We start from the raw sequence: 19,629 nt of genomic DNA, 5'->3' as shown, positions 1-19,629 counted from the left end.
GGCCCCGCCTCGTGGTTAGAGGCAGGGCCTTCGAGCTTGGTGAAGCTAGGCGGGTTAGGTCCCTTACATCGTGTCGCAGCACCCCTCGAGCGTATCAATCACGTCGAGCAGTTTGGGGATGGAAAGGGAGTAGTAGATTTTGGTGCCGACCTTAAACGACGACAAGATGCCGCGGTCTTTAAGGGTGATAAGGTGCTGAGAAGCTATGGCTTGCGGTAATCCGAGCGTGCGGTATATTTCCGTCACGGTCATTTTATCTTCTTTGCCGAGCAGGTCAACGATGGCCAAACGCTTGGGGTGAGCCAGCACTTTTAGCATCGCTGCAGCCTTATCCACTTTCTTGGATTCTACGCGCGAAAGCAGTGGTTTCATGGAGGCTTGCAAGGTGGAAATATTACTCTGGGTGAGCAGTACGCGTAATACGTGCTACCTATAGTGTAAAGTTCCTATACAAGGCCCCCGCAGCCGAAATTTTTGGCCGTTTCCGCGAATACTGCCTTCCAGAGGGAGTTTACCGCCCATGTATTTTCGCCCCATTGCCTAGGTCGCTGTACCTTTGAGCGCCGGCAAGGGCCCGAGGGGCCGCCTGCCCTATATCTTCCAGTAATTCTCCCACCCAACTTCTTACCCGCTGATTATGCGCGACTTACTCGCCACCTTCGAGAACAAACGCCCCGAAATCGTATTTGAGTGGAAAGACTCCGAAACCGAGGCCGAAGGCTGGGTGGTAATTAATTCGCTGCGTGGCGGCGCAGCCGGCGGTGGCACGCGCATGCGCAAAGGCCTTGATAAGCGCGAAGTAGAGAGTTTGGCCAAAACGATGGAGGTAAAGTTCACCGTGTCGGGCCCGGCCATTGGCGGCGCTAAATCGGGCATCAATTTCGATCCGCAAGACCCCCGCAAGCGCGGCGTGCTGGAGCGCTGGTACCGCGCCGTTATTCCGTTGCTGAAGAACTACTACGGCACTGGCGGCGACCTGAACGTGGACGAAATTCACGAGGTAATCCCCATCACCGAAGACTACGGCCTGTGGCACCCGCAGGAGGGTATTGTAACGGGCCACTACCGCGCCAGCGAGCCGCAGAAGATCCAGAAGGTAGGCCAACTGCGCCAAGGTGTTATCAAAGTAGTAGAGGACGAGCAGTTTACGCCCGACCGCGCCCGCCGCTACACCGTAGCCGACCTGATTACCGGCTACGGCGTGGCCGAAGCTGTGCGCCACTACTACCGCTTGTGGCCCGAGCAAGAAGTAACCGGCAAGCGCGCCATTATTCAGGGCTGGGGCAACGTGGGGGCCGCGGCAGCTTACTACTTGGCGCAGCAAGGTGCCATCATCACCGGCATCATCGACCGGGCCGGTGGCTTAATGCGCCCCGAGGGCTTCTCGTTCGAGGAAATCCGGGCTTTGCTGCTCAACCGCCAGGGCAATGCTCTTACGGCCGACAACCTGCTTTCATTTGAAGAAGTAAACCAGCAGATCTGGTCGTCGGGCGCTGAGATATTCGTGCCAGCAGCGGCCTCGCGGCTTGTTACGCGCGAGCAGTTGGAGCAGCTGCTCGCGGGCGGGCTCGAGGTAATAAGCTGCGGCGCCAACGTACCTTTTGCTGACCCCGAAATCTTCTTCGGCCCTACGGGCGAGTTTGCCGATGCCCATACGGCTGTAGTACCCGACTTTATTGCCAATTGCGGCATGGCCCGGGTATTTGCCTACCTGATGGAAACCAACGCCGAAATCACCGACCAAGCCATCTTTGGCGACATTTCGCGCACCATTTTGCGGGCATTGGAGCGCACGCATTCGCAAGGCCATGCCAACCAAGTAGCACGCACGTCGTTCGAGTTGGCGTTGCGTCAGCTCGTATAAGCGACTACGCTCCCGCGATTTACCGGCGCCGCTTCGCCTCCCTAGGGTGCGGCGGCGCTGTTGCTTTCATCCCTGTTCTGCTATGAGCACCAAGGAGTTTCTGAACCAACAGTTTTTGGGCAATACGGTAGGTCAATACTTACTCTGCGGCGCGATTTTGCTGCTGGGTTTTGGCTTGCGTCGGCTGCTGTCGCGCATTGTTTCGAGCATTTTCTTCCGCATCATTAAGCGTCATACGGCGGGCGTGTCGGAAAAAGAGCTGAATGATTTTCTGATTCAGCCGCTCTCGGTGGTGCTGTTCCTGTTCACGTTGTTCCTGGCCTTCAACGTGCTCGATTACCCTACCTCGGTTACGCACGATTTGGCGCATAGCGTAACCTGGCCCAAGCGCTTGGCCTTTGCCGTGTACCAGATTGGGGTCATATCAGCGCTGACGTGGGTGGTGCTGCGCCTCATCGATTTTGCCGAGTTGGTATACCGCCGCCGGGCCGAGCTTCTTACCTCCACCAACACCCGCCTCGATGCGCAGTTCATCCCGTTTGCCAAAGACTTTGCGAAGGTGATGATCCTGATTTTCGCTTTTCTGGTGATGCTGGGCCAGGTGTTCAACGTAAACGTAACGGCTCTGATCGGTGGCCTAGGTATCGGTGGCTTGGCCGTAGCCTTTGCGGCTAAGGAGAGCCTCGAAAACCTGATTGCTTCTTTCACTATTTTCCTCGACCGTCCTTTTCAGGTAGGCGACCTAGTAACTGTCGGTGGCATTACGGGCACGGTGGAGAAAGTGGGTTTCCGGAGCACCCGCTTGCGCACGGCCGAGAAGAGCTACGTAACGGTGCCCAACAAGTCGATGATCGACAAGCCGCTCGATAACCTCTCGTTGCGTACGGCGCGCCGCGTCAGTTTCACCCTCAACTTCGGCCACGAAACCACCCGCGAGCAGCTACTGAGCATTGCCGCCGACTTGCGCACCTATCTGCATGAGCACCCGCTTATTATGCCCGAGGAAGTGCAGATTAAGCTAGCCGCCCTCACTCAAACCGGCCGCGACCTATCGGTGCAGTATTTTGTGCAGGTAGCCACCTACGACGAGTACCTCACGGTGAAGGAAGCCGTGAACTACCGCATCCTGGAGATAGTGGAAGAGCACGACGGCGTATTTGCCACCAACACTACGGTGGTGCGCATGGTAACCGACCCAGGCATTACCTCCGGCACCGGCCAGGCCTCCGATGGCTCTATCATTTAAATACGGCCTAGACTGAAAACCAGAAGCGGGCGGAGGTAGCTACCTCCGCCCGCTTCTGTTGTTTATATCTACTGAGAATTGGCCTAGCGGCCGCCCAGCAAGCCGCCGAGCAGGCTGCCCATGCCACCGCCCATCAGGCCGCCCAGGCCGCCGCCACCGGTGCTGCGCGGGCCCATGTGCGCGCCGCCGCCCAAGCCGCCCAGTACCGACATAAGTCCGCCTAAGCCGCCGCCGGGCACACCGTAGCCGGCCGGGCGTGTGCCGTAGCCGCCCGTTGCGCCGCCGAGCATACCGCCTAGGCCGCCGCTGTTGAGCAGGCCGCCAAGCAGGCCGCCCATGGTGCCGGCGCCGCCCATTGAGGCAGCGGCCCCGCCAAGCAAACCACCTAGGGTGCCGCCGCCGCCGCCCATCATGCCACCGGCCATCCCGCCGCCGCGGTTGCCACCCATTACGCGCGAAAGCACCATGGGAGCAGCCACAGCCAACAGACCCGTAAGCGCAGCCTGGGGCGGAATGCCCACCGAACGCAGCTTATCACCGAGCGAATCCATAAGACCCTGAGGGGCTTGCTGCGGGTTTTGGGCCTGTGCCTGCTGGGTTTGCGACACCACATTTTCGATGGTGCTCACCTGCTGCTGGTTCAGGCCTAAGTAAGAAGCCATTTTGTTAACCATGGCTTCTTCCTCGTTAGAGTAAGCGCCATCGGCCCGGGCAAAGCTTACCAAATCGGTTACCAACGAGTAGCGCAGGTTGCTGTTGCGCAGCACATCGAGGTTGGCTTTGATGCTCTCGTTGGTTGAATCCTGGGCGGCACCGAGCACCTGTTGCGTGCCTTGGCCTGAAAGACCAGCCACCTGCGCCATTTGCTGCAGAAACTCGGCCTCGTGCTGGGTGGCTTGGCGGTCGGCGGTAGCGAGGCTGGCAATTACGCTGAGGTAAGCGGTTTTTTCTTGCTCGGAATACTGGCTAAATACTTCTTCGGGTTGCATACGCTAGGGGTTTTGGGTGTGGGAAACCAGCGCACAGCGCGCACTGTAACTCACAGTACTGCGCACCGTCCGCTGGTGTTGCCTCTAAACGCACGCCTAGCTTAAATGTTGACGACTCGGCCCTGGGCTAGAATTCGAAATACTCGCCCGGTTGTGGCTGAGCAGGCTTTTTCTGGTGCGGCGGCGTGGGCGTGGGCTGGCGGCTACGTACGGCGGGCACACGAGCAGCAGGCGCAGCTCCGCCACCATTGTTGGCCGCTGGTGCTGGCGAGGTATCAACCGGCGCCGAACCGCCTGCCTCGCGCCGCCGAGCCACCGCCCGCTCCCGGTCGTAGGCCACCCGAAACTTATCCTCGTTGCCCCAAACGCGCAGCAACAAATCGGGCCCTTTGGCTAAACCACCGTCGGCACCGGCTAGCACGGGGCGGCGCAGCCCAGGCAATAGCGGAATGATCAGGTGGTAGTCCATTTGCTGATCAAAGGTATGGGTGCCCGTAACGCGGATAACCGAGGCCCGCTGCACATTGGAACGGATTTCCATTTCGGGCACGTACACCGTACGGCTCTGAATGTAGATGGTGTTGGTAAGTTCGTCGAAGCGCAGGTGGCGCAGTTGCTCCCGGCTGGCCAGCATGCTCAGCTGCTGGGCCGGCCCAAAGTTGTTCAGCTCGCCGTTCCGTACGGTAGCTCGTATTTCGGCCTCCAGCTTGTTAGTGAGGGGCTGCAGCTGCGGGCCGAAGTACATATCGGCCTCGGCTGTGCCGGTAAGTTGCCCACGCAAATGCCGGTTGGTGATGAAGTGCTGCCCGAAATCCTCAAACGCGTAAAACAAACTGTCTAGCTGCACCTGTTGGCACGAGGCTACGATACTCACCTTCAGCAGCTCGCGCTGGCGGGCATCCAGCGCGCCACGCATTTGCAGGCGCCCGGCCGCGGCTGCAAGAGCAATACCGGGCGACGTTAATACCTGGTTGTGCATCCGGACCGCCCCGCTCAGCGCCCGGGCATGAAAGCGACGAAAGCGCAATTGCTGCACGGTTGCGTTCAGGTCGAGGTCGATGTTGGCGGGCAGCTGCAGGGCGTAGTTGTTGCTGCGCTTAGCAGCCCTGGGTGCCGAGTTGGTGGCCGCTACTGAGGAGCCAGCTTGCAACAGCTCATCAAGGTTAAGGAAGCGCGCGGCCACATCGGCCTCAACCCGCAAGGGCTGCCGCGGCAACAGCAGCCACCCCAACGCATTGCGAAACAAGCCATTCAGGCGAAAATCGGAAAGGCCGGCGCGCCCCATGAAATTGCTAACGGCCACATCGTTGCGGCGCAGCAAAAAACTACCGTTCAACTGCGTTAGCCCTAGGTTCGGTTTGCACAGGCGTAGGCTCACGTTGCGCAGCTGCAACTCGCCCGAAGCCTCGCCCGCTGCCCGGGCTGGGTTTAGCCTGAAGGTGCGCAAGTTACCCGCCAGCTTCGCCTCGATGCGCAATTGCCCGCTTGCCTGGTGCAGGGCGGCTACTGGGTAAAAACGCAATGCATCGGCCACATCCAGCTCGGCACGTACGTTCAGCCGCACGTAGGGGTCGTGGAAGTTGCGGTAGCTAAGGCTGCCGCTGAACGGCTTGCCACCCAGGCGCCCGCGAATGCTGCTTAGCTCCAGCACGGCCGAGCGCGCCGAGGCTTGCGGACCGTTGCGGAAAGTTCCCGTCAGAAACACATGCTCGATGCGCTGCTTTGTTTCGGGGTGCACAAACGAAGCGTCGCGGCTGCCAAAGCGCACGTCTATCTGCGGGTAGCGCTTGGCCGACAGTTCGCCCTTAACAGTGCCACCGAAGTACACTGCACCCTCGCTGCGGTACACAGCCAGGGGCTTGCTGAACCTAGGGGGCAGTAAGGCGAGCAGGCTTTGCACATCGGTGTTTTTGCCGCCGAGTTGCAGCGCCAATTGCGTGGGCCCGCGCCAGCCTGCGGTGCCGGCCACCGTGTACACGGCCGCTCCCACCTGTACCTCCGATGGCTGAACGCGCACCTGCCGGGTAGCCCTGTTCACCGCCAACGCTGTGTTTACGGTTAGTTCGCGCTGCCGAAAGTAGGTATCCTTGCCTACACGCAAGCCTTCTACGCGCATTGGCCCCGTGGCACGTACTTGCACTGTGTCCCCGGCAATCAGCAAGGCAGCCGTTAGGTCGTGGGCCTGTAATTCATAGCGCTGCCGCATCGAGGAGTCGGCGTAGCTCACGGCTACGTTACGCACGCGTACACGTTCGAAATCAAAGCGCAGGGGCTCATCGTCGGCAGTTACCGTATCGGGCCGCAGCACGAAGTAGTTGGGCTGCCCGCGATGATCGAGCCGCACCTGCACGGCGCCTTGCTCAACCGTGAGGGTACGGATGTGGTAGCGGCCGCTAAGTACATCCCACGCGTTGAATGAGCAGTGCAGCCGCCGCACGCGGGCCAGCGCAGCCGTATCAAGCGGCAATGAGCCCCCTATCCGCACATTGCTGAGCAAGATGCTCACGCGTGGAAAGTCGGCGCGCCACGAAAGCTCGAGCTTTTGCACTTGCACTGGCGTGCGCAGGTGCCGGTTTGCAGCCGTTACAAACAGATCGATGATGCGGTCTTCGCCCAGCCATAAGGCTGTGGCCAGCCCTGCCACCAGCAAAAGCACGCTCAGCAGCCCATACCCTAACCATTTTAGCGCCCGCACTCCAAAATTTTTAAGCTTGATTATTAATCCCTTGCGCTAAAACGCGACTTTTTCGCAGAAATTTCTTCGCCGAAATGTCGGCAAACTGTTGCGGTTTCCGAAAACACCCCCCATATTTGCACTCGCAATCGGGAAACAAGCCCGGTAGTAAATGGGAGATTAGCTCAGCTGGTTCAGAGCATCTGCCTTACAAGCAGAGGGTCGGCGGTTCGAACCCGTCATCTCCCACCACTGGTAAACAGCCACTTAGTTGCAAAACTGAGTGGCTGTTTTGCTTTATAACACTTTCGCCAGTGTTGCCCGCGTGTACTGGCAGTAGCTGCTACATCTGCCGCAACCAGCTGGCAGCGGTTTCGACATCGTCGAAGGGCAGCACGATTACACCGCCTGCCACGTGCTGCAACGAGCTATCGGTTGACAGGCGGCTATAGATATCAGGCGAATAAACCCAGGCGGCGTATTGAAGCCCGACCGCGTTCAACGCCGGTATCAACTCTTTGCCAACCCATTCGGCCGCTCCTCCCCACATGCCGGTTACGTTGGTGTTGTCGTTCAGCACTTTGCACACTTGCTCCTGCTGCACATAATCCAGTATTTTGGTAGCACCCTCGCGCACCGATTGCTCGGTTTGGTTACCTACCCAGTTTACATAAAGCCATTCGTTGAGCGGGTCGAGCTGAATTTCGATGGAGGGTGTGCGGTACAGGAGTTGTGACATGAGTGCGGAGCCGTTCGCCTAGCATACGCAAGGCTATAGCCATAGTTGGTTTAGCTTCGGCACTACCTATGGTCCGCCTTTGGCTCGGCAATTCTCTTCAATTGGGCCACCTTCAGCCGCCACAGCGTAATCAGCGGGAAGAGCACAAAGGCGGGTTCGGCAAACAGGCGCCATCGGTAACCCACGAAGAAAGCCAAGCTGAGCAATAGCACCACGGCAAACGGGGCAAGCAGCAGGGCATCGGCCGGCCGAAACCGCAATCCGCGCCAGCGTAGTGCCGTGAGCAGCAGGCTCAGCAGAAAGCCTAGGTGCGCTGCGGCCGTTACGGGATGATAACCCGTGCGGTCGGCATCGGCCACAAAGTTCTCGGAGCTGAAAAACATTAGCAGCTTGCGCCCAATTAGCTGAACCTCCTCAGCTGGGTGATGAGCTATCCATTGCTGAGCCAAGCGGGCCCGGGCTTGGCTTTCCTGGTACTGATTAAGCGCATGCAAACGGGGAATGGACTGCAATACCCAGCGGCCAAACGGCTCGTCGGCTTCGTCCCAGTTGAACATAAACTTGCCCTTGGTGGCAAAGTTGTGCCCTTGCAGCAACTCGAACCCGGGCTGGGTGCTGAGAATGTAGGCCCCAAACAAGCTGTGATTTTTAACCAGGATGGGGAGGTGCAACACGACCGTTAGCACGAGCGTTAGCAGGGCCGGGCGCCATACGTGGCGCAGCACACCTGCGCCCGCCCGGTACCCGCGCCAAAGTACCAGCGCGAACATCAGGCCGTATACGGCCAGCAAATAGCCGCGCAACAAACACGACACTACCACCACCAATGCTAGCAGCAGGGCTTTGGCAAGGGGCAGCGGGCGGCCCGCCTGCAGGCGCAGCAATTGGTACGTAACCCACACCAAGGCCGGCAGGCAAAGGTTCTCGTACCAGAACCACGCTCCTACGTACCACAGCACCGAGGGGTAAAAGGCCAGTAGCCCCGCGCCAAGCCACGCCCAGCGCAGCGGTAGCCCATACCACCGCAGAATGCGCTGCCCGTACAGCAACGTAACAACGCCGCCAACTGCCATCAGCAGCATCAGGCCAGCCACGAGGTAGTACCGCGGCAAACCCAGCCAAGTCCATGCGGCATACCCCCACACCGGAAACGTGGCATGAAACGCATCCGGGCGCAGTTGCTGCCGCACATGATCGTAGCTGACGTAGCCTTTGCCCTGCAGCCAGTTATCGGCTATACGGGCGTTGCGCACTTCGTCCCAGTTTAGCTCGAGCCCTGGGTTGTTGTGCCACAGCAGCCCCAGGCGCAAGGCAATCAGCAGCAAGGCAACAAGCCAAAGAGCGTAGGGCAGGCGACGCAGCATAACCAGCAAGGAAAACCACAAAGTAACGCTGTGCCCCGCTAAGCTACCTTTGCCCCGCTCCAGCCAGTAGGCTTCATGAGTTCGTTTCTATGTTTGATTTATCGTCTGACTCGGTGCGGCGCTGGGTAGTACCGCTGTTTTTTGGGGCACTGCTGGCTCTGGGCGCGGCCTTGCACCAAGACTACGGCATTGGCTGGGATGAATCGACGGAGCGCATCAACGGCATCATTAATGCCAAATACGTAGCCCAGCACCTAGGGCTTGGGCAGTTGGCCCAGCAAGAACCCAATTACCACCTTGTGCCCGAGTTGGCAGCATCGCCCGACGCCGACCACGGCGTAGCCTACCAATTGCTTTTGCTCGCACTCGAACGCCTGTGCGGAGCGCACGACCAGCGCGCTATCTACTTACTGCGCCACTTTGTCAACTTTTTATTTTTTGTGGCCGGTGCGGCCGCACTTTATGCGTTGGCGCGTAGGCGGTTTTCCGATTGGCGAGCCGGCCTGTTGGCCGCGGCTCTGTTAGTTCTTACGCCCCGCTTTTTCGCCGAAGCATTCGTCAACTACAAGGATGTAGTATTTGCCTCGGTGTTTATCCTAGGTGTATTCACACTCTGGCGGATGCTGCAGCGACCCAATATATGGTGGGTGCTGCTGCATGCCGCTGCCTCGGCCTTTGCTATCGATGTGCGTACCATGGGCGTGCTGCTCCCAGCTCTCACCGTAGGGTTTGGGCTACTCGAAACGTGGCAAGAGCCTACCCGCCGCCGCGCTCTACTATTAGCCGTAGCGGCCTACCTGCCTTTAATGGCCGCTTTCACGGTGGCTGGCTGGCCTTATTTGTGGGAAGCACCTTTTGCGAACTTCCTGTTGGCGTTTCGCTCTTTTAGCCGCTACCGCTCCACCCTTCACAACTTCTACCTAGGCGAGCTTATTTCGGCGCGGCACCTGCCTTGGCACTACGCCTCAGTATGGATTGTGGTAACTACTCCCCTGCCTTTCATAGCGTTGGCATTGCTTGGGTTAGGCCGAACGATAACTGACACCTGGCGGAGCATGCGGCAATGGGCGGTACCCGTTGCCACGCGTTTCGATTTGCTTGTTGCGGCATGGCTTTTCGGTCCGCTGCTCTCCGTAATTGTGTTTCGCTCGGTTATTTACGATGGATGGCGCCACTTGTACTTTGTATACCCGGCATTGGTGCTGCTAATGGCAGCTGGATTTCGGACTCTTTTGCAGGCCCTTACGCGCTGGGCACCTAGGCAACGAGCAACCTTGGCGAGCCTTCTTACGGCCGGCCTATTGCTGCCCCCCTTGGCTTACTTGGTGCGTGCGCACCCGCAGCAGCAGCTATACTTCTCCATCCCAAACACCTTCGCGGCCGGGTTATTTGAGCGCGACTATTGGGGCGTATCGTACCGACAGGGATTGGAATGGCTTCTGCGCCGTTACCCTTCGGGCCCGCTACGCGTGAGCGGCCCCCACTTTATGCCCCTTTACAACGCCCGGCTGTTGCTGCGCCCTGCCGAGCGCGAGCGGGTAGTACTCAGCAGCCCCGCGCAGGCCAAGTACCTGCTCACTACCGAGCGTTTGTCGCCGCCCTCTTTGCCGCTGCCGCCCGCTACCCCACTGCACCAAATCACTGCCGATGGCATTATTGCGCTACGCGTGCTGCAGGTGCAGTACCCAATGCCGTAAATGCCTCGTGCAGGGCCAGCACCTGCGGCAGCACCAATTGCTCGTCGTTGTTGTAGATGACGAAATCGGCCCGCTTCAGTTTTTCTTCCTCGCTGAGCTGCTTGCTGATGATAGCCGTAACATCGGTCAGGGTGCGATGCGCATCGCGGCGTAGCACACGCTGCTGGCGAAGCTCCTGCGGCGCATAAACCGTGATAATACGGTCGAGCTGCTGCCACGAGCCCGATTCGAACATTAGCGCGGCCTCCTTCAAGATGTACGCATGCCCGGCTTGCTGCTGCGCGGTGGCCCACTGTGCAAAGTCGTGGCCCACGCGCGGGTGGACCAGGCCGTTGAGTCGGGCAAGCTTTTCGGGGTTACTGAAAGCCATGCCAGCTAGGTAGGTACGGTTCAGCTCGCCGTTGGCAGCATACACCTCCGAACCGAAGGCGGCTAGCAGGCTACTTCGCAATATTGCGTCGTGGTGCATCACCCATTTGGCGCGGGTATCGGCATCGTACACGGGCACACCTAGTAGCGCAAACAAGCGGCACACTACCGACTTGCCCGAGCCGATGCCCCCGGTTATTCCTACTTTCAGCATACGCTAGCGGCTAGGTACTGACTTGTATTTGGCACCCGACAATACCCGCACGGTAGTTACGCCAATGCGCGCCCCCCGAATCACGACGGGCAGCGGGCGCAACGAAAGCTGCACCGTCGAGTCATCTTCGCGAAGCTGGCGGTAGTCGGCAAACACCTGCACCTGGCTTGTGTTGAGTTTGGCCGAGTCTTCGGGAAAAAACTGCACCTCCACCGGCACCTGGGCTGGCCACAGCTTTACGGTGCTGTCGCCGGGAAAGTGGTGCAGTTGGGGCTCCACAATAATGGTGCGGGTGTGCACTTGCCGGGGCTGCAGTTTTACTTGCACCTCCTGCACATCGGTCTGCACCAACGCCGGGCCGCCCACAGGTACCCTGATGCTGCCATCGGTGCTCCCGGCCGGGGCCTGCGGTAGGTGCACCGGGTACGGGCTGGGCAATGCATTTACCGTATTTGCCGGGCCTTTAAAGGTGATGTCTGCGGGCACAAACCGCGCATCAAACGGCAGCGCCTCGCCGGTGGCATCGGGGCTGAGCCGTAGCGGCAACCGGCGGGTAACCAACCGATCAAACTCGAAATAGATGGTGTCCGTTAGTACGGCGTTTAGCTGTAGCCCGTCCATGGCGCCAATCAGGCCACTGCGCAGTGCCGTACCCGGCACTGCTCCGGCACCGCCTGGGCGGCGCACGATTACCTCGGCAGGCCGAATATCAAGCCCCAGCGCGATGCGCAACAGCTTCCAGCCCCGCCCAGTTACCTGCACCGAAACGCTTTCGGTCAGCGGCCTAACCGGAATAAACTGCGCGTCGTTGTACTGCCACTGCAAAGGGTAGCTCACGCGCGTGGTGTAGTTTTTGTTGAGCGCGTTGAGCACCCACAGCGTTACGGCTGCCAAAAAACAGCTGGTAACTACGCGCCAAAAGCTACGCTCCGGCTCCGATAGCGGCCGGACAAACCAGCGGGCCAGCGAACGTGCGGTTTGTAGCGGCATGGCGCGTTACGAACAACATTGGATAAAGCTACCTAGGCGGTTGCCTCGGCCGACTTACCTGCATTCAGCTGCCGAGCTACGGCGGTACGGTCGAAGGTCAGGCGGGTGCCTTTATCAACTTCCAACACCACTTTGTCGTCGCTGAGCTCCACCACGCGGCCGTGCAGGCCCCCAATGGTTACTACCTGCGAGCCTTTGCTGAGGCCTTCGCGCAGCTTGCGTGCCTCGGCCGCCCGTTTTTGCTGCGGCCGAATCATGAAGAAATAAAATACGGCCAGCAGCAGCAGCGGAAACAGGTACTGCAACGGGCCGCTAGCGGCGGAAGCTTGCAACAAGAGCGTGAGAAGCACGGCAGAAGAGAAATGGTTGAAGAAAGACAAGTTTACAATAAAAAAGGCCTGCGGCAGTTGCCGCAGGCCTTTTTTCGTGGTTTAGTAATTACTGGCGAACCGGACCGCTGGCGCCATCAGGCAGAATGTTGCCTTTAATGGTAAGCTGCGTAGTGCTCGGCTGGGTGTTGGCCGTAATGGTAATCTGCTTGTTTTGCATGCCCGTTTTGCCGTGGGCATCAAACTGCACTTCAATTTTGCCTTTTTGGCCCGGTGCTACGGGGTCTTTGGGCCAGTTGGGCACCGTGCACCCGCACGACGCTTGCGCATTGTCGATCAGCAGCGGGGTTTTGCCCGTGTTGGTAAACTCGAAGGTGTGCTTTACTACCGAGTTAGGCTGAATGTCGCCGAAGTTGTGCTCTGCCTCGGCAAAAGTCATTACCGGTGCGTTCGGGTTCGGGGCTTCCGATTCGGTTGCCACGTTGGGGTTGTCTACCGTAGGATTAGCGGCATCGGCAGCCTGGGTGGCCGCCACGTTCATACCGGCTTCGCCTACCTCGGTTTTTTGCTGGTTGCAAGCACCCGTAAAGAGCAGGCCGGCTACCAGAAAGGTCGAAAACAAGGTGCGTTTCATGGAATCAAGAAGAGGGAAAAACCGCGCCACTGTTTACCGGCAGCACGGCATGCTTTCCGTCAAATATACAACTGTCAGCGGGTTAGCGCAGGTTGTTGATTACGTTTTGGGCAAACTGCTGCGTAGTGGCAGGGCCACCTAGGTCGCCGGTGCACTGCTCTTTGTGGCGCAGCGTTTCGTTCAGGGCAGTTTCGATGCGGGCAGCATACTCCTTTTCCCCTAGGTGCTCGAGCATCAGCAGCGCCGAGCGCAGCAGAGCCGTGGGGTTGGCAATGCCTTTGCCCGCAATATCAGGAGCCGAGCCGTGCACCGCTTCGAAGATGGCCATGTTGTCGCCGATGTTGGCGCCGGCTACCACACCTAGGCCGCCCACCAAGCCAGCGCACAGGTCTGACAGGATATCGCCAAACAGGTTGGTGGTTACAATCACGTCAAACTGCTCGGGCTTGGTCACGAGCTGCATGCACATGTTGTCGATGATCTTGTCCTCGAACTGAATTTGCGGGAACTCGCGCGAAGCCTCCAGCGCGGCATCCAGCATCAGCTTGCCGGCCATTTTCAATATGTTGGCTTTGTGGGCCAGCGTTACCTTTTTGCGGCCGTGCTTGGCAGCGTAAGCAAAAGCCGCACGGCAGATTTTGCGCGAGCCTTCAACCGAAATCCGGTTAAACGAGTCGGCAATGCCGCGGGGCTCGTCGTATACTTCTAGGCCCGAGTACAGGCCTTCGGTGTTCTCGCGGAACAGCACGATGTCAACGCCCGAGTAGCGCGTAGGTACGCCCTCGGTGGTTTTGGCGGGGCGCAGATTTTGGTACAGGTCGTACTTCTGGCGCAGCGTAACGTTGATGGAGCGGAAACCCTTACCTACTGGAGTAGTGATGGGGCCTTTCAGTGCCACGCAGTTGCGCTCGAGCGACTCGAGCAATGCTTGCGGAATCAGCTCACCCGATTGATCATAGGTAGTCTGACCAGCGTTTTGTTCTTCCCACTGCACGGGTACTTGGGCGGCAGCAAAGATGTCCTGCACGGCGCGGGTAATTTCAGGACCTATGCCGTCGCCAGGAATGAGGGTGATAGTATGCATGACGAGTGAATGTGCGGATATGAGAATGTGCTGAGGTGCTAACGATGAATGCGCCTAGGTACTTCCTCAGCACATTCCATCCATTAGCACATCAGCACATTGATTTTGCGAAGCTTACAGCGCGGTACGACGCGAGTTAATCTGGTTGATTAGCTGATCAACGTCGCCCAGCAACTGCTCGGCTTTGTCCTTCGCGTCGCGGATTACGCGTTGCCCCTCGGCCCGAGCCGACGACGGACCTTCGTCGACGCGGCTAGTAACCAGGTTCTCCGTTAGATCGGCCAGCACTTCGCGGTACTTCTCGAGCTTGTAGCTAAGCCAGCTACGTGTTTCGCGGCCCTTTTCGGGGGCGTACAGAAGGCCAATAGTAGCGCCGGCAAGGGCGCCGGTGGCAAAGCACAAAATGCCGGTAGTGGTTTTGCTAGCCATGGGGCGGGGTAGGGACAGAAGGGGAAAGGGCAGAAAACTGAGCGGTTCCTGAGGGGCTCAACGCAGGTGCCGTTGCCGGGGTTGCCTGCGGGTTACTGGTTATCCAGCAAGCCGCGGCCCGACTTACGGATTGCTCCGCTGGCCATCAGGTCCTGCGCCAATTTATCCAGAATACCGTTTACAAACTGCTTGCTTTTGGGCGTACTGTAGAGTTTGCTGATTTCGATGTACTCGTTGATGGTCACCTTCACCGGAATGGAGCGGAACAGGTGCATTTCGCACAAGGCCATCTTCAGGATGATCTTGTCGAGCAGGGCCACGCGCTCCACGTCCCAGTTTTGTACGGCACCCGAAATCAATTGCTCGTAGCGGGCATCGTCGGCGAGGGTTTGCTTGTACAGCGTTTCGGCAAACTCTTTATCCTCTTGCCAGTTGGCCGACAACGACAGCAACTCCATGTTCTCGTCGGTGCTTTCCTCGAGCATCTTCATCGTCTTCACCACGAGGTTCTTCACAATGGCGCGATTCTCCTCCCAGTTCAGGTCTTGCTCTTCCAGCAGCGCCGGAACAGCTTCGCCCTTGAATACGAACGTTTTGTAGATGTACTTGAGAATTTCCTGATCGGCAGCGTAGTCGCCGGCTGGGGCTTCGAAGTAGCTGCGCAACTCGGTATCGTTGCGCATCTCGTTGCGCCAGGTCTGGCGCAGGGCTTCCATCTCGTCTTCGCCAGCCCATTGCAGGGTGCGGCGGATGGTTAGCTCCTGCAGTTGCTTGTTGGCGGCAAGCTTTTGCAGCACCGGGTTTTGCTCGAGGCGCGTGGTATCGATGCGGTCGGTGGCGGCCGTAAAGCGGCGGGCTTCGCGGCTACGCTCCTCCTCCAGCACCTGCAGCAAGGCTGCCGGCAGGTTCAGCAGGTGAATGTACTGATCGTGAATGCTCTCCGTGGCGTGGAGCATCTGGTTCAGGTAGAACTGGTTTTCCTTCTGAACCTGCTTCTGATAGTACTTAACAGCGTCGCGGATGGCGTCGTTTACCTCCTGGTTGTCGAGTTCTTCGGGCTCAGCAGTACCGCCGGCCTTGTGCCACTCCCGAAAACCAGCTTCGGCCAGCTTCTGCTGCCCTTGCAGCAGGCGCCGGTCTTGCGGTACCATGGAGTTCAGGTCGGGCTGAAAAGCTTCGCTGATGCGGTCCAGAGCCAATAGAAAATCGGACCCAATTGCCTGGTCGTAGGCATAAAGGGCCTGCATGACTTTGATGCGAAGCGTACGGCGGTTAAGCAAAACGGAAGGAGTTAATGAGTTTGCGAGTTGGGGAGTTTACGAGTTGGCGCAGTCGTAGCCCAGAAGTCCTGAACAACAACTCCTAAACTCACAAACTCCCCAACCCCTAAACTTTAGTACGTCGATTTTACCCGACCGATGGCAGCAATGCGCTGCTCGGCCTGGCGTACGGCCGCAGCTTGGGGGTGCGAACCCTCCTTAGCGGCCTTCTCCAGTACCTGGAGGGTGTAATCGTAAATCTTCTCGGTTTGGTTCAGAGCACCCTGGCGGCTGCTGCCCACCACTTCCGAGTACACGTTGATCAGGCCACCGGCATTGATCAGGAAATCGGGAGCGTAGATGATGCCGCGCTCCACCAGCGCCGGGCCGTGCACGTTCTCGTCCTTGAGTTGGTTGTTGGCGCAGCCTGCTACCACGGCGCACTTCAGGCGGCCGATGGTGTCGTCGTTGAGGGTAGCACCTAGGGCGCAGGGCGAATAGATGTCTACGTCTTGGTCGTAGATTTCATCGAGGCCCACCACTTTGGCCCCGAAACGGGCACCTGCCTCTTCGGCGCGCTCCTTGTAGTAGTCGGTCAGTACGATTTCGGCGCCTTCTTTGGTGAGGTGCTCGAGCAGGTAGGTGCCCACGTGGCCCACACCCTGCACGGCTACGCGCTTGCCCACGAGGCTATCCGAGCCGAATGCCTTTTTGGCGGCAGCCTTCATGCCCATGTAGGTACCGTAGGCCGTTACGGGCGAAGGGTCGCCCGAGCCGCCCATCGATTCGGGCAGGCCGGCTACGTGCGTGGTTTCCATGCGGATGTACTCCATGTCCTTAGTGGTCATGTTCACATCCTCTGCGGTGATGTACTTGCCGTTCAGGTTCTTCACAAAGCGGCCAAACTTGCGCAGCAGCGCTTCGTTCTTTTGCGTTTTGGCGTCGCCGATGATAACAGCTTTGCCGCCCCCTAGGTTCAGGCCCGAAATAGCGGCCTTGTAGGTCATGCCCCGCGAGAGGCGCAGCACGTCGTTCAGGGCTTCGGCGTCGGAGGCGTAGTGCCACATGCGCGTACCACCCAAAGCCGGGCCCAGTACGGTATTGTGGATGCCGATGATGGCGCGGAGTCCGGTCTCGTGGTCGTGGCAGAACACCACTTGCTCGTGCTGGAACTCAGCAATTTGCCCAAAGATGCTGGTCTCGGGCAGGGCTTGGATCTCAACCATGGGGAAAACGTTGTGGGAATGGGTAGGATGTAGGTAGACGGCACATGGTCGCCGTGGCCGGACCAAACGTTGCGCAGAACCTAGGGAGTCGTGGCCGGTTTCTGACTACTGACTTCCCACTACGCAGTACCTTTGGCCACCGCCCCGAAACCGGCCGCAAAGGTAACCCGTTTTTCCGACTCAGCCCACCGGGAACGTTCCCGAAAACTGGTCAACTTGGCCTCCGACTCTCCCGCCCGTGAAAGCCCTCCGCGCAACCGATAAATACCTGATCCGCTACAAATGGCATTTCCTAGGCGGAGTGCTCTTTGTAGCGCTAAGCACCCTGCTGGCCATCTTTCCGGCGCAGGTGGTGCGCTACGCGTTCGATTTGATGCAGGAGGGTATCGACCTGTACCATCTCTTCGGCGGCACCCAAGCCCAACAGGGCGTGTACAGCCTCTTTGGCCGCAACATCATTCTGTACGGGGCACTAATAATTGGCTTGGCCCTACTGCGCGGCGTGTTTTTGTTTTTCATGCGCCAGACCCTCATTGTGATGTCGCGGCACATCGAAAACGACCAGAAAAACGAGATATACCAGCACTACCAGTCGCTGCCCCTCTCCTTTTACCGCCGCCACAGCACCGGCGACCTGATGTCGCGCATCTCCGAGGACGTAGGCCGCGTGCGCATGTACATCGGCCCGGCCATTATGTACTTCCTGCAGCTGGTTATCCTGTTTCTGCTGATTGTGCCTTTGATGCTGGTGGTAAACGTGAAGCTTACCTTGCTTACGCTGCTGCCTTTGCCAGTGCTCAGCATCAGTATTTTCTACGTCAATAACCTGATTGAAAAGAAGTCCGATGAGATTCAGCGCGCCCTAGCCAACATGACCACCTTCGTGCAGGAGGCGTTTTCGGGCATTCGGGTGCTGAAGTCGTTTGTGCGCGAACAGGACTCGCATCAGCAGTTTACCGCGGCCTCCAATGCTTATAAGGAAAAGTCGCTGAGTCTCAACTTCGTCAACTCGCTGTTTTTTCCGCTGATTCTGTTTTTGGTGGGCGTCAGCACCATCGTTACGGTATGGATTGGCGGTCAGGAGGTAATCCGTGGCACCATCAGCATCGGCACCATTGCCGAGTTTCTGATTTATGTGAACCTGCTGACCTGGCCGGTTACGGCCCTAGGTTGGACGTCGTCGTTGGTGCAGCGGGCTGAAGCTTCGCAGGCTCGTATCAACGAGTTCCTGCACCAAAAGACTGACATCGTTTCGCGCAAAAATGTCGAGCAGTCCATTCAGGGCGACATCGTGTTTGATAACGTGTCGTTCGTATACCCCGACACGGGCATTCAGGCGCTTACCGAGGTATCGTTCCGTATTCAGCCGGGCCACACGCTGGCCGTAATCGGTAACACGGGCTCGGGCAAAAGCACCATCGCCAACCTGCTCTGCCGCCTCTACGATGTTACCTCCGGCCGCATCCTCGTCGACGGGGTGGATGTGCGCGACTATGCGCTTACCTCGCTGCGCAGCCAGATTGGCTACGTGCCGCAGGATGTATTCCTGTTTTCCGACACCATCGGCCACAACATTGGCTTCGGGTTGGACGAGCTGTCGGAGGAGCGCATGGTGCAAGCGGCCAAGGATGCCGATGTGCACGAGAACATCATGAGGTTTCCGGAAGGCTTCGATACCAAAGTAGGCGAACGGGGCATTACCCTTTCGGGTGGCCAGAAGCAGCGCATCAGCATTGCCCGCGCATTGGTGAAGGAGCCCAGCATCCTAATTCTAGACGATGCTCTGTCGGCTGTTGATACCAAAACCGAGAATGTTATTCTAGGTAGCCTGCAGCGCATCATGCAAAACCGCACCAGCCTTATCATCTCGCACCGGGTGTCGTCGGTGAAACTGGCTGACCACATCTTGGTGCTCGACGACGGCCGCATTGTGCAGCACGGCACCCACGAGGAGCTCATGGCCGACCAAGAAGGCTTGTACCGGGCCCTCTACGAGCGGCAGTTGCAAAGCGAAGAGGCCACCTGATGCTGACCGGAATCAGAATACTTCACTTTTCTGACACCAACGCACAACGTGCTCCTCTTTCGAAATCTCGAACATGTAGTGCGTGGCCCCGTGCCTACCGCGTGTGTAGAGCAAAACGTAATATACCCCGTTCAGTGCAGTAGCGGTAAATACCTCCAACAACGGCTGTTTTCTTCTTACCCTACAGCCTCGTTTTAGTTGCGGGCTAGTCCAGGTCAAGGCTACTGACTGGCCGGCGCCAGCATTTGTTGCGGTGCGGTTGAGTTGGTCGCGAAACGCAAAATCTGCCGGAGCAAAGCACGAAGGCATGTAGGAGAATTGCGAAAGCCGTGGGCTGATTTCTCCGCAAAAAGCCAAGCCAAAGCCGTATTCCGGCAAGATCTTCTTAACGAAGAAGTTTAACGCTACTTGCTCGTAACGTCCGGGGCTGCTTTGAGCCCTGAGCCAGTACAACGGCATGAGCAGCAGCAGGGCAGAAATAACAGCTCTTTTCATA

Annotated in this window: 18 protein-coding genes and 1 tRNA gene; 5 read left to right on the top strand and 14 right to left on the bottom strand. The window is 58.4% G+C overall.

The features are described 5' to 3' along the window. Positions 1-63: 63 nt before the first annotated feature. Entirely contained in the window at positions 64-372 is a 309-nt protein-coding gene (locus ASU33_RS15460; RefSeq protein ID WP_059071745.1) for an ArsR/SmtB family transcription factor, read from the bottom strand. A gap of 265 nt (positions 373-637) precedes the next feature. Here ASU33_RS15460 and ASU33_RS15455 point away from each other — a divergent pair, with 265 nt between their 5' ends. Both ASU33_RS15455 and ASU33_RS15450 read left to right on the top strand, forming a co-directional pair. Continuing rightward, positions 638-1,864, top strand: a complete 1,227-nt coding sequence (locus ASU33_RS15455; RefSeq protein ID WP_059071744.1) for a Glu/Leu/Phe/Val dehydrogenase dimerization domain-containing protein — start codon at positions 638-640, stop codon at positions 1,862-1,864. An 82-nt stretch (positions 1,865-1,946) separates the two neighbouring features. Continuing rightward, positions 1,947-3,110 carry a mechanosensitive ion channel family protein gene (locus ASU33_RS15450; protein WP_059071743.1) on the top strand — a complete coding sequence of 388 codons (1,164 nt, stop codon included), beginning with the start codon at positions 1,947-1,949 and terminating at the stop codon, positions 3,108-3,110. 83 nt (positions 3,111-3,193) lie between these two features. Here ASU33_RS15450 and ASU33_RS21840 read toward each other — a convergent pair whose 3' ends face one another. Then, positions 3,194-4,099: a tellurite resistance TerB family protein gene (locus ASU33_RS21840; RefSeq protein ID WP_059071742.1), complete on the bottom strand. Its 906-nt coding sequence runs from the start codon at positions 4,097-4,099 to the stop codon at positions 3,194-3,196. 127 nt (positions 4,100-4,226) lie between these two features. Beyond that, on the bottom strand, positions 4,227-6,743 hold the full coding sequence (locus tag ASU33_RS15440) for an AsmA-like C-terminal region-containing protein (RefSeq protein ID WP_149867256.1): 2,517 nt from the start codon (positions 6,741-6,743) through the stop codon (positions 4,227-4,229). A gap of 204 nt (positions 6,744-6,947) precedes the next feature. Between ASU33_RS15440 and ASU33_RS15435 the strand changes: the two genes are divergently transcribed. Beyond that, positions 6,948-7,025: transfer RNA gene (locus tag ASU33_RS15435), tRNA-Val, on the top strand. A gap of 91 nt (positions 7,026-7,116) precedes the next feature. On the opposite strand, the gene ASU33_RS15430 is transcribed toward ASU33_RS15435, so the two are convergent. Together ASU33_RS15430 and ASU33_RS15425 are read right to left on the bottom strand one after the other, a co-directional pair. Beyond that, positions 7,117-7,512 (bottom strand): hypothetical protein, encoded by a 396-nt coding sequence (locus ASU33_RS15430; protein ID WP_059071740.1) that lies wholly within the window; start codon positions 7,510-7,512, stop codon positions 7,117-7,119. Positions 7,513-7,574: 62 nt separating this feature from the next. Continuing rightward, entirely contained in the window at positions 7,575-8,876 is a 1,302-nt protein-coding gene (locus ASU33_RS15425) for a hypothetical protein (RefSeq protein WP_059071739.1), read from the bottom strand. A gap of 89 nt (positions 8,877-8,965) precedes the next feature. Here ASU33_RS15425 and ASU33_RS15420 point away from each other — a divergent pair, with 89 nt between their 5' ends. Next, the gene (locus ASU33_RS15420) at positions 8,966-10,573 is read left to right on the top strand and encodes a glycosyltransferase family 39 protein (protein WP_059071738.1); all 1,608 of its coding nucleotides are present in this window, start codon (positions 8,966-8,968) and stop codon (positions 10,571-10,573) included. Here the strand turns inward: ASU33_RS15420 and coaE are convergent. The 8 genes from coaE to ASU33_RS15380 form a co-directional block, all read right to left on the bottom strand. Next, a complete protein-coding gene (gene coaE / locus ASU33_RS15415) occupies positions 10,530-11,156 on the bottom strand; it encodes a dephospho-CoA kinase (protein ID WP_059071737.1) in 627 nt (208 codons plus the stop codon). The two genes, ASU33_RS15420 and coaE, sit on opposite strands and share 44 nt — an antisense overlap. Before the next feature lie 3 nt (positions 11,157-11,159). Continuing rightward, a complete protein-coding gene (locus tag ASU33_RS15410) occupies positions 11,160-12,146 on the bottom strand; it encodes a YbbR-like domain-containing protein (protein WP_059071736.1) in 987 nt (328 codons plus the stop codon). Between the two features lie 32 nt (positions 12,147-12,178). Then, entirely contained in the window at positions 12,179-12,496 is a 318-nt protein-coding gene (gene yajC, locus ASU33_RS15405) for a preprotein translocase subunit YajC (RefSeq protein WP_059071735.1), read from the bottom strand. Between the two features lie 88 nt (positions 12,497-12,584). Further along, positions 12,585-13,109, bottom strand: coding sequence for a DUF1573 domain-containing protein (locus tag ASU33_RS15400; protein ID WP_059071734.1), 525 nt, complete (start codon positions 13,107-13,109; stop codon positions 12,585-12,587). An 82-nt stretch (positions 13,110-13,191) separates the two neighbouring features. Continuing rightward, positions 13,192-14,193: an isocitrate/isopropylmalate dehydrogenase family protein gene (locus tag ASU33_RS15395; RefSeq protein ID WP_059071733.1), complete on the bottom strand. Its 1,002-nt coding sequence runs from the start codon at positions 14,191-14,193 to the stop codon at positions 13,192-13,194. Between the two features lie 114 nt (positions 14,194-14,307). Further along, on the bottom strand, positions 14,308-14,622 hold the full coding sequence (locus ASU33_RS15390) for a YtxH domain-containing protein (RefSeq protein ID WP_059071732.1): 315 nt from the start codon (positions 14,620-14,622) through the stop codon (positions 14,308-14,310). A gap of 92 nt (positions 14,623-14,714) precedes the next feature. Next, positions 14,715-15,902, bottom strand: a complete 1,188-nt coding sequence (gene nusB / locus ASU33_RS15385; RefSeq protein WP_059071731.1) for a transcription antitermination factor NusB — start codon at positions 15,900-15,902, stop codon at positions 14,715-14,717. 113 nt (positions 15,903-16,015) lie between these two features. Further along, positions 16,016-17,107 carry a Glu/Leu/Phe/Val dehydrogenase dimerization domain-containing protein gene (locus ASU33_RS15380; protein ID WP_059071730.1) on the bottom strand — a complete coding sequence of 364 codons (1,092 nt, stop codon included), beginning with the start codon at positions 17,105-17,107 and terminating at the stop codon, positions 16,016-16,018. 238 nt (positions 17,108-17,345) lie between these two features. Between ASU33_RS15380 and ASU33_RS15375 the strand changes: the two genes are divergently transcribed. After that, the gene (locus tag ASU33_RS15375) at positions 17,346-19,133 is read left to right on the top strand and encodes an ABC transporter ATP-binding protein (RefSeq protein WP_059071729.1); all 1,788 of its coding nucleotides are present in this window, start codon (positions 17,346-17,348) and stop codon (positions 19,131-19,133) included. A gap of 12 nt (positions 19,134-19,145) precedes the next feature. Here ASU33_RS15375 and ASU33_RS15370 read toward each other — a convergent pair whose 3' ends face one another. Further along, positions 19,146-19,628 (bottom strand): hypothetical protein, encoded by a 483-nt coding sequence (locus ASU33_RS15370; RefSeq protein WP_149867255.1) that lies wholly within the window; start codon positions 19,626-19,628, stop codon positions 19,146-19,148. Position 19,629: the final 1 nt, after the last annotated feature.

Source organism: Solirubrum puertoriconensis (assembly GCF_001483135.1).
GTDB lineage: Bacteria > Bacteroidota > Bacteroidia > Cytophagales > Hymenobacteraceae > Solirubrum > Solirubrum puertoriconensis.
This window is presented reverse-complemented; position numbering and strand designations above follow the sequence as displayed.